Origin of the sequence: Paenibacillus faecis, assembly GCF_008084145.1 — a bacterium.
Taxonomy (GTDB): Bacteria; Bacillota; Bacilli; order Paenibacillales; family Paenibacillaceae; genus Fontibacillus; species Fontibacillus faecis.
This window is the reverse complement of sequence record NZ_VSDO01000002.1, coordinates 496,269-506,877: the sequence shown is the minus strand read 5'-3', so window position 1 is coordinate 506,877 and position 10,609 is coordinate 496,269. Positions and strand designations below refer to the sequence as shown.

At 57.8% G+C, this 10,609-nt stretch carries 8 protein-coding genes; 1 reads left to right on the top strand and 7 read right to left on the bottom strand.

The window, feature by feature from the left end:
- Window positions 1-29: 29 nt before the first annotated feature.
- Window positions 30-1,643 carry an S-layer homology domain-containing protein gene (locus tag FRY98_RS10080; RefSeq protein ID WP_148451628.1) on the top strand — a complete coding sequence of 538 codons (1,614 nt, stop codon included), beginning with the start codon at window positions 30-32 and terminating at the stop codon, window positions 1,641-1,643.
- 79 nt (window positions 1,644-1,722) lie between these two features.
- Here the strand turns inward: FRY98_RS10080 and pyrE are convergent, their stop codons facing one another.
- From pyrE to pyrR, 7 genes are all read right to left on the bottom strand, one after another.
- Window positions 1,723-2,364, bottom strand: coding sequence for an orotate phosphoribosyltransferase (gene pyrE, locus FRY98_RS10075; RefSeq protein ID WP_148451627.1), 642 nt, complete (start codon window positions 2,362-2,364; stop codon window positions 1,723-1,725).
- The gene (gene pyrF, locus FRY98_RS10070; RefSeq protein WP_148451626.1) at window positions 2,361-3,098 is read right to left on the bottom strand and encodes an orotidine-5'-phosphate decarboxylase; all 738 of its coding nucleotides are present in this window, start codon (window positions 3,096-3,098) and stop codon (window positions 2,361-2,363) included. The genes pyrE and pyrF overlap by 4 nt, the downstream gene beginning before the upstream one ends.
- Before the next feature lie 100 nt (window positions 3,099-3,198).
- Window positions 3,199-6,411 (bottom strand): carbamoyl-phosphate synthase large subunit, encoded by a 3,213-nt coding sequence (gene carB / locus FRY98_RS10065; RefSeq protein ID WP_148451625.1) that lies wholly within the window; start codon window positions 6,409-6,411, stop codon window positions 3,199-3,201.
- Window position 6,412: 1 nt separating this feature from the next.
- Window positions 6,413-7,549 (bottom strand): glutamine-hydrolyzing carbamoyl-phosphate synthase small subunit, encoded by a 1,137-nt coding sequence (gene carA, locus FRY98_RS10060; protein ID WP_148451624.1) that lies wholly within the window; start codon window positions 7,547-7,549, stop codon window positions 6,413-6,415.
- A gap of 109 nt (window positions 7,550-7,658) precedes the next feature.
- On the bottom strand, window positions 7,659-8,948 hold the full coding sequence (locus FRY98_RS10055) for a dihydroorotase (RefSeq protein ID WP_148451623.1): 1,290 nt from the start codon (window positions 8,946-8,948) through the stop codon (window positions 7,659-7,661).
- A 58-nt stretch (window positions 8,949-9,006) separates the two neighbouring features.
- Window positions 9,007-9,918: an aspartate carbamoyltransferase catalytic subunit gene (locus tag FRY98_RS10050; protein ID WP_148451622.1), complete on the bottom strand. Its 912-nt coding sequence runs from the start codon at window positions 9,916-9,918 to the stop codon at window positions 9,007-9,009.
- Window positions 9,915-10,478, bottom strand: a complete 564-nt coding sequence (pyrR, locus tag FRY98_RS10045; protein ID WP_148451621.1) for a bifunctional pyr operon transcriptional regulator/uracil phosphoribosyltransferase PyrR — start codon at window positions 10,476-10,478, stop codon at window positions 9,915-9,917. Before pyrR ends, FRY98_RS10050 begins: the two co-directional genes overlap by 4 nt.
- Between the last annotated feature and the right edge of the window lie 131 nt (window positions 10,479-10,609).

Below are 10,609 nucleotides of genomic sequence, written 5' to 3'. Positions count from 1 at the left end.
TTCATACTGAATTTGGAAGCGAGGACGTTATGATAAAACCCGTTAAAACCGCACTGCTCCTGCTCGTTCTGATTTCCGCCGGCTTACGGCCCCAGCAAACCGCTTACGCCAAAGAACCGCCATTCAGCGATATCGGGTCCAGCTATGCCAAAGATGCTATCATTCGTTTATATGAAAAAGGTTTGATGAAAGGCACCACCCCTACCAGGTTTTCACCGGCCGAGCCGATATCCCGAGCGGAATTTGCCGTCACGATCCAGCGCCTGCTGGGTCTGGAGCCCGTGGCCTCCCCGATTCCGGCATTCGAAGACGTCCCTGGCGGAGCCTGGTACTACCAGAGCATCCAGGCTTCCACCGACCTGGGGCTGACCCAAGGCAAGAGCTCGCGACGATTCGCGCCCGCCGAGCCGGTGAGCCGGCAGGAGGCCGCCGTCTGGCTGAGCCGGATCTTGAACGCCGCCTACGCCAGCGGCCCGGCAGCCGACGGGAAATACAAAGACGATGCCTCCATCGCCGCATGGGCGCGTCCTGAAGTGTATGCCGTTTCGAAACTCGGTTTGATGAACGGAAACGATGGGCGTTTTTTCCCGGGGCAGGCCTTGACCCGGCAGGAAATCGCGGCCGTTATGGATCGCCTTCTGCAAAATCCGACTTGGAGCGCGAAGTTATCCACCCCGGCACGGCCTTCCATCCAGATCGGTTGGCAGTACGACCAGACCGATGCGCAGTTTAAACAGTCCATACTCCATTCCAACATTAATGTGCTGTCGCCCCGATGGTTCTTTTTGACCAAGGAGGGGAGCGTTACGAACGAGAGCGAGGCTTCCCTGGTGTTGTGGGCCAAGCAGCAGGGGAAACAGGTATGGCCTCTCTTCGGTAACCGTTTCGATCAGGAAGCGACGCATACCCTGTTGACTTCCAAGGCGAAGTCCTCCGAATTGATCGCCCGCGTTGTAAATTCGGCGGTGCAAACCGGAGTTCAGGGGATCAATCTCGACTTCGAAAATGTCGCACCCGAAGACCGGGAGGCCTTCACCTCGTTCGTCGCCGAATTTGCCCGTAGGCTGCACGAACAGAATATGGTGCTGTCCGTAGACTTGTCGCCGGATTTCCAGACCGACTGGACCGAAGCCTACGATTACGCGGCACTGGGAAAAAGCGCCGATTACATCGTGCTGATGGGCTACGACGAGCATTGGAGCGGAGGCAAAGCGGGGTCCGTCGCCTCCCTGCCCTGGCTTGAGAAAGGATTGGACAACCTGCTGCGCAAAGTCCCCTCCTCCAAGGTCATCCTGGCGCTGCCGTTATTTTCGAGGGATTGGATGATTGGCGGCGGCTCAGCGGCGGCGGCGCCATCCGAAGACCTGAAACTTCCCGAACAATTCGAGAGAATCAAGCGGCTCGGAGCCAAGTCCGCTTGGAACGAAAATCTCGGTCAATACGTGGCGGACTACCGTGCCTCCGGCAACCCGCGCCGGATTTGGCTGGAAGAGACCCGCTCGCTCACAAGCAAATACAACCTGGCGATGTCCAGGGACATCGCGGGCTTCGCCTATTGGCATATCGGCGGCGAAACGCCCGAGGTTTGGCCGGCTTTGCGCAACGCGGCGAAATACGACGCGATCATCGGCCCCGGCCATTAAGCACATACCGGAAAAAAGAGGTTGTTCCCCGTCATCATGAATGACGGTTTCGGAACAACCTCTTTTTTCATGCGTCATTTTATTTTCCGAATGAGCCGGGATCTTCTCTCCAGGATTTCAGCAGCGCCAGATCTTCCGACTGGATCTCGCCACGCTCCACCGCCACGTCGATCAGCGCGCCGTAGTTGGATAATGTCCGCAGCGGGATTCCCGCGTCGGCAAAGGCCTGAACCGCCTTGTCCAACTGATAGCTGAAAATCGCCAGCACACCCAGCGCATCCGCCCCCGCTTCGCGCACGGCCTGAGCGGCCTTGATGGAGCTGCCGCCCGTGGAGATCAGGTCTTCGATAACGATGACCTTTTGCCCCGTACGGATCAGCCCTTCGATTTGGTTTTCCTTCCCGTGCCCTTTGGCTTTGTCGCGGATATAGGCCATGGGCAGCCCGAGCTTCTGGGCGACGAACGCCGCATGGGGAATCCCCGCGGTGGCGGTGCCCGCGATCACCTCGGTTTCCGGGTAGGATTCCCGGACGATCGCCGCAAAAGATTCCGCGATCAGATCGCGGATGTCCGGATAAGACATCGTCAGCCGGTTGTCGCAATAGATCGGCGACTTGATCCCCGAAGTCCAGGTAAACGGTTGATGCGGACGCAGCGCCACCGCGCCGATATCCAGCAGGCGTCCCGCAATTTCCTTCGCTATTTGCTCGTTATTGATCATTCTTGCCTCATCTCCTCAATAATTTGTTCCGCCGCTTCGCGCGGGTCGCTCGCCGCCGTAATCGGACGTCCTACCACGATATAGTCCGTTCCCTGCCCGATGGCCTGGCCCGGTGTAAGGGTTCGGGACTGATCGCCGGATTCGCTTCCGGCCGGCCTAATCCCGGGTGTGACGGTCATAAACGCCGTGCCGCACTGCCCCTTGATGGCCTGTACTTCAAGAGGGGAGGCGACTACGCCGTCCAAACCCGCCTTTTGGGCCAAAGCCGCGTAGGCCAGCACCGACTGCTCGACCGACCCCGGTATGCCGATCTCCCGGTTCAGCGTCTCCTGATTGGTGCTGGTTAACTGGGTGACGGCGATTAAGAGCGGCTTCTTCAGCGATGAATCGTCCTCCAGCGCGGCCTGGATTCCTTCCTGCGCCGCGGTCATCATCTTAAACCCGCCCGCCGCGTGGAGATTGAACATATCCACGCCAAGCCGGGTGATGCTTCGGGCTCCGCCTTTGACCGTGTTCGGGATATCGTGCATTTTCAAATCGAGAAATACGGAGTATCCCCTGGACTTCAGCACTTTGACGAAATCCGGCCCGGACGCGTAAAATAACTGCATTCCCACCTTCATGTAGCACGGAATGCCTTCCAGTGTTTGAATCAACCCTTTGGCCTGCTCCGCATCAGGGAAATCCAACGCGACCATCAGTTTATTCGCGGCTTGTTCGAACGACAAAGACATGATTTCTCCTCCTGTCATACTTGCGGCTCCGAGGGGCTTAAGCCGCTTCGGAGCCGCGTTGTTCTCTATCCTGCTAACCTAATCCTATCCAAGTGTTTGCTTACAAGCTGGGCATGGCCTGCGAGGAGAAGTTGATCGTCTCCAGCATATTCAGCAAAGCCCGGACGGTATCGAGCGAGGTCATGCAGACGATGCCGTTCTCCACCGCTTCCCGGCGAATCCGGAAGCCGTCCCGCTCCGGTTCTTTGCCCCGGGTCAGCGTGTTAATGACGAAGTGGGCTTCCCCGTTGCGAATCAGATCCAGGATGTTCGGCACGCCCTCGGTCAGTTTGTTTACGGTCGTAACGTGGATTCCCGCTTCGATCAGCGCGGAAGCCGTTCCTTCCGTGGCGATGATCTTGTAGCCCAGACTGTAGAAGCCGCGCAGCAATTCGACCGCTTCCTGCTTATCTTTATCCGCAACGGTGGCGATGATGGCGCCCGTGGAAGGAATCTTCATCCCCGCTCCGATCAGGCCTTTATACAGAGCCTTGGCGTACTGTGGATCGCGGCCCATCACTTCGCCGGTCGATTTCATCTCAGGACCGAGCGTAGGCTCAACCCGGCGCAGCTTGGCAAAAGAGAACACCGGCACTTTCACCGACACCTGGTCGCTCTCCGGCCAGAGCCCCTCTTGGTAGCCCAGCTCCTTGAGCTTGGCGCCGAGAATGCATTTCGTGGCCACATTGGCCATCGGAATGTTCGTTACCTTGCTGAGGAACGGAACCGTCCGGGAAGAGCGCGGATTGACTTCGATCACGTACACTTCATTTTTATAGATGACGAACTGGATATTCACCAGGCCGACCGTTTTGAGCTCCTTGGCGATCTTAATTGTAATGTCGACGATTTTCTTCTTCAGTTCGTCGGACAGATATTGCGGCGGATATACGGCGATCGAGTCGCCGGAATGGACGCCCGCCCGTTCGACATGCTCCATGATGCCGGGAACGAGTACGGTCTCGCCGTCGCAGATCGCGTCCACTTCCACCTCTTTGCCCAACATATAGCGGTCGATGAGCACCGGATGCTGCGGGTTGATGTTGACCGCTTCCTCCATGTACTTCAGCAGCTCCGCGTCGGAGTACACGATTTCCATCGCGCGTCCGCCCAGGACATAGGACGGGCGCACCAGCACCGGGTAGCCGAGCGATTGGGCGGTGCCGACCGCCTCGTCTACCGAGGTGACCGTGCTGCCCTTCGGCTGGGCGATGTTCAGCCTGGACAACAGGGCTTCGAACTTCTTGCGGTCTTCGGCCTCGTCGATGCTGTCCAGCGAGGTGCCGAGAATCTGGACGCCGGCCGCTTTAAGCGGCGCGGCCAGGTTGATGGCCGTCTGCCCGCCGAACTGAACGATGACGCCCATCGGCTTCTCCTGTTCGATCACGTTCATCACGTCCTCGAAGAAGAGCGGTTCGAAGTAGAGCCGGTCCGAAGTGTTGAAATCGGTAGACACCGTCTCCGGGTTGTTATTGATGATCACGGCCTCGTAGCCGGCTTTTTGTATCGCCCAAACCGCATGTACGGTCGAGTAGTCGAATTCGATCCCTTGGCCGATTCGGATCGGGCCGGAGCCGAGAACGACGATCTTCTCTTTATCGGTATGGGTCACTTCATTTTCGGTTTCGTAAGTCGAGTAGTAGTACGGCGTCGAAGCTTCGAATTCGGCGGCGCAGGTGTCCACCATTTTATAGACCGGCCGGAGCCCTCTTTCTTTCCGGAACAGCGTGACGCTTTCCTCCGTCAGATGCGTGCCGGAAGGTTGGGATGCGGCGCGGAGCTCCGCGATCGCCCGGTCCGTAAAGCCGAGACGCTTCGCTTCGTACAGCGTTTCATAAGTCAGTTCCGGTTCGGCGGCGATTTTGCGTTCGAAGGCGATCAAGCCCTCGATTTTGTCCAGGAACCACCAGTCGATCTGGGTCAGATCCTGAATCTGCTGCAGGGAGTAACCGCGGCGGAACGCTTCGGCCACCAGGAACAACCGCTCGTCATCCGCTTTGATCAGACGCTGGTTCAGCGTGTCGGTATCGAGTTGGTCGGCCCCCTTCAGATAGAGGCGGTGCGTGCCGATTTCGAGCGAACGAACCGCTTTATGAATCGACTCCTCAAACGTCCGGCCGATGGCCATCACTTCGCCGGTCGCTTTCATCTGCGTGCCGAGCTTCCGGTTGGCATGAACGAATTTATCGAACGGCCAGCGCGGGATTTTGCTGACGATGTAATCCAGGGTCGGTTCGAAGCAAGCGTACGTTTGACCCGTGACCGGGTTGACGATCTCATCCAGCGTATAGCCGAGGGCGATTTTGGCCGCCATTTTGGCGATCGGGTAGCCCGTTGCCTTGGAGGCAAGCGCCGAGGACCGGCTGACCCGCGGATTGACCTCGATCACATAGTATTGGAAGCTTTGCGGATCGAGCGCAAACTGGACGTTGCAGCCGCCCTCGATGTTGAGCGCCCGGATGATCTTGAGCGAGGCGGAACGCAGCATCTGGTACTCCCGGTCGGACAGCGTTTGGCTCGGAGCCACGACGATACTGTCCCCGGTATGTACGCCGACGGGATCAAAGTTCTCCATATTACAAACGACGATACAGTTGTCGTTGGCGTCGCGCATGACTTCATACTCGACTTCCTTCATGCCCGCGATCGATTTCTCGATCAAGCACTGCCCGATGGGGCTATAACGGATCCCGGAGGCGACGGTTTCCTTCAATTCTTCCTCCGTGGCGCAAATGCCGCCGCCGGTGCCGCCGAGCGTATAGGCCGGGCGTACGATGACAGGATAGCCGATCTCCCGGGCGAAACTCAGCGCTTCTTCCACGGAAGTGATGATCGTGCTCTCCGGAACCGGCTGCTCCAATTCGCGCATCAAGTCGCGGAACAGATCCCGGTCTTCCGCTTTCTCGATCGAGCTGAGCTGCGTTCCGAGCAGCCTTACGTTTTCGCGCTCCAGCACGCCCGCACGGGCCAGCTCGACCGCCATATTCAAGCCGGTCTGACCGCCCAGCGTAGGCAGCAGGCCGTCGGGACGTTCCTGGCGAATAATTTGCGTGACGAATTCCAGGGTGATCGGTTCGATATATACTTTATCCGCCATGTTCGTGTCGGTCATGATCGTAGCCGGGTTGCTGTTGATGAGCACAACTTCCACGCCCTCTTCTTTCAGCGCCTGACAGGCTTGGGTGCCGGCGTAGTCAAACTCCGCCGCCTGACCGATGACGATCGGACCGGATCCGATGACGAGGATTTTTTTGAGTTCTTTGTTGATCGGCATATTACTGGGCTCCTTTCGCTGCGGCCATCAATTCCGCCTGACGCGGTTTTTGCGGGTTCAACCGCTTATGTTCTCTGATCATCTCGATGAAGTGGTCGAACAGGTAGCTGTTGTCGTAAGGCCCAGGCGCCGCTTCGGGATGGTACTGTACCGAAAAGGCCGGGTATTTGACGTGTTTGACGCCTTCGACCGTCTTGTCGTTGTTGTTGATATGCGTAACTACGAGGTCCGTCCCCGCCAGGGAAGCTTCGTTGACCGTGTAGCCGTGGTTCTGCGATGTGATGTAGCAGCGTCCGGTTTCCAGATCCTTAACCGGATGGTTGCCGCCGCGATGTCCGAATTTCAACTTCTCCGTGTCGGCTCCGCAAGCCAGCGAGAGCAGTTGGTGTCCGAGGCAGATGCCGAAAATCGGATACTCGCCCAGCAGTTCGGAGATCATCTTCACGGCGTAAGGCACATCCTTCGGATCCCCCGGTCCGTTGGACAACTGGATCCCGTCCGGGTGGAGGCGGCGAATTTCGTCGGCGGTCGTATCATGCGGCACGATCACCACGTCGCAGTCCCGTTTGTTCAGTTCGCGGAGAATCCCGCTTTTCGCGCCAAAGTCGACGAGCACCACCCGTTCCTTCGAGCCGGGGCTGCTGTAGATATGCCGGGTCGAGGTCCGGGCCACCTGATTCCGCAGCTCATCGATGCTGGTGGATTCCATCAGGGCGAGAAGCTCGGATACCGAACTGTCGGAGGTGGTGATAACGCCCTTCATCGTTCCGTGCTGACGGATAATCCGGGTCAGCATCCGGGTATCGATCCCCGTAATCCCGGGGATGCCGTATTCCTTCAAGAGGTCGCCCAGGTTGTACTGCGCCCGCCAATTGCTTGGCGTCGGCTCATACCGGCGGACGACGAACCCGTGGATCGACGGGGCGATCGACTCGAAATCATCCCGCGAAATGCCGTAATTCCCGATCAGCGGGTATGTCATCGTCACGATTTGTCCGCAGTAAGAAGGATCAGACAATACTTCCTGATAACCCGTAATTCCCGTATTAAAGACGACCTCGCCGGTTTTCTCCACTTCCGCGCCGAACGATGTTCCGGTAAACAGCGTGCCGTCTTCCAATAACAATCTTGCCTGCATCCTGCAGCACTCCTTTTTGTCTGTTTTATAAGTTCTCTATCCCCATTTTGGGTTAGCCACATGTATGGGCATTGTCAACGTTGTAACTGACCCGTCATTCATTGTTTTATTACTCGCTCCAGACCACTTTCCCGGCCACGATGGTGGCGACCGGCCAGCCTTTCAGCTTCCACCCGCCGAACGGAGTGTTCCGTCCCTTGGAGGCAAATTGTTCGGGATCGACTTCCCGCTCCTTCTCCAGGTCGACGATCGCCAAATCGGCGGGACTTCCGACCGCGAGGCGCCCCGTCTCGAGGCCGAACACTCTGGCCGGATCCTCGGTCATGCGCTTCACCAGCATTTGAAGGCTCCAGCGGCCCTCCGCGACAAACTTGGTGTAAAGCAGCGGAAACGCCGTTTCGAAACCGACGATCCCGAATGGGGCCAGTTGCATCCCTTTGGCTTTCTCCTCCGCGCTATGCGGCGCGTGATCCGTCACCACAATATCGATCGTGCCGTCTTCCAGCGCTTCGATACAAGCTTCCACATCGCGTCTTGAGCGGAGCGGCGGATTCATCTTCCAGTTCGCATCCAGCCCCGGGATGTCTTCCTCGGCCAGAATCAAGTGGTGCGGGCAAACCTCCGCCGTCACGTTGATGCCGATTTGTTTGGCCTGGCGGATCAGCCGGATCGATTGCTCCGTGCTGACATGGCAGACATGGTAGTGAACGCCCGTGGCTTCCGCCAGCAGGATATCGCGGCCGACGTGAATGGCTTCCGACTCGTTTGGAATCCCTTTCAGGCCGTGTCGTCTGGCGAATTCGCCTTCGGCTACCGGCGCCCCCTCCACCAGCGAGTTATCCTCGCAGTGCGCGATGACCGGCATGTTCAGCGACGCGGCCAGCTTCATGGCGTCCTTCATCATTTGCGCGCTCTGTACGCCGACCCCGTCGTCGGTAAAACCGATCGCTCCGGCGGCTTTCAACGCGGCAAAATCCGTCAGTTCCCTTCCCAGTTCGCTCTTCGTAATCGCGGCGTAAGGCAGGACGCGAACCAGTCCCGCTTCCTTGGCCTTCTGCCGTACGAACGACACCGTTTCGGGATTATCCGTCACGGGCCGGGTGTTCGGCATGCAGGCGATCGTCGTGAAGCCGCCTTTCGCGGCGGAACGAGACCCGGTTTTAATCGTTTCCTTATGTTCAAAGCCAGGCTCTCTAAGGTGAACGTGCATATCGATAAATCCTGGAGTGACCAGTTTGCCGCCGGCATCCAGCACCTGCGCGCCGTCCGCCTCGTTTTTGGCCGCGTTCTCCGCCGAAGGGCTGATCTGTTCGATCAAGCCGCCCTTCACCGTGATGTCCTTAAGCTCCAGTTGTCCTTCATCGTTCAGAACGCTTGCGTTTTTTATAATTAGCTGCATGGATGAATCCTCCGGTTTTCAGTGCGATTTATTGTAAAGGAGATGTGACGTTTCCCTTCTATTTCAAAGCTCTTTCCATGACCGCCATACGGATCGGCACCCCGTTCGCCATCTGGGTAAAAATTCGCGACTGCGGGTGTTCGACAACGGCGTCGTCGATCTCGACGTTCCGGTTGACCGGGGCGGGGTGCATGATGATGACATGCGGGGCAAGCTTGGCGGCCCGCTCCTCCGTCAGCCCGTACTGCAGCCGGTACTGGTCCGGCGATTTGAGCAGTCCCTCGGCATGGCGCTCCAGCTGGACCCGCAGCATCATAACGACGTCCGCGCAAAGCGCTTCGTCCATCGGTACGTAGGGAGCGTAGCGGCCGAGTTCCGGAGCCTGCATACTTTCCGGGGCGCACAGCTTGACTTCCGCTCCCATGGCTTGCAGCGCCCACAGATTGGACCGGGCGACGCGGCTGTGTTTAATGTCGCCGATAATCGACACTTTGAGTCCCTTCAGTTCCCCGAAGTGCTTCTTCATCGTGTACAGATCGAGCAGCGCTTGCGTCGGGTGCTCGTTGTTGCCGTCACCCGCATTGACGAGCGGCACCGAAATCCGGCTGGCCAGCTCGGCCAGAACGCCGACCGGTTTCAAGCGGATAACCCCGGCATCGATGCCCATCGATTCGAGCGTCCGTACCGTATCGTAAATCGACTCGCCTTTCTCCACGCTGGAGACCGCGGCCGCAAAGTTCAGCACCTGCGCCCCGAGTCTTTTTTCGGCCATTTCAAAAGAAAACCGGGTCCGCGTGCTATTCTCGAAAAACATGTTGGCCACAAAACGGTCTTTCAGAACGGGAATGACTTTCTCGCTTCTGCTTTCCCAGTAAGCGGCCCGGTCCAGGATCGACCCGATTTCCGAGGCGCTGAGGTCCTTGAGTCCAAGTAAGCTGTGTTCTTTCATCGCCGATGCGGTCATAGTCATCCTTGTTCCCCCCGCTGTTGAATGATCCTTACTTCATCCTGCCCATCCGTTTCCTTCAATGCTACCTCGATCTGCTCCGATCTGGAGGTAGGCACGTTTTTTCCGATAAAGTCAGGGCGGATGGGCAGTTCCCGGTGCCCGCGATCCGCGAGTACCGCCAGTTGAATGCTCTGGGGTCTCCCGCAGTCCATCAGGGCGTCCATCGCTGCGCGAATGGTGCGTCCGGTGTACAGCACATCATCAAATAAAACGACCCTTTTGTCGTGAATGGTCAGGGACTCAGGCCTCATCTTGAGGATTTCCTCGCGCTGTGCTCCGATCTGGTCCGAACGGTCATCCCGGTAAGAAGTTACATCCAGTTCCCCCCAGGGGACCTTGGCGCCTTCAATCTCTTCGATCTTGGCGGCAATCCTTTCAGCGAGGTGTACACCACGGGTGCGAATGCCTATCAGCACACAGCCTTCAATTCCTTTGTTTTTTTCCAGAATCTCGTGGGCAATCCGTGTTAATGCCCGGCGGATCGCCGTTTCATCCATTATGATATGTGTCTCTGTGCTCATGCGTCAGCCTCCTCAGGATTTCCCTTCAGATCATGGCCCCGTGACGAGAGAACAAAAAAGACTCCCTGCCGGTGATGATGGCAAGGAGTCTCCATACTTCAGCGTATGCCGAAGAACGTATACTCTCGGGA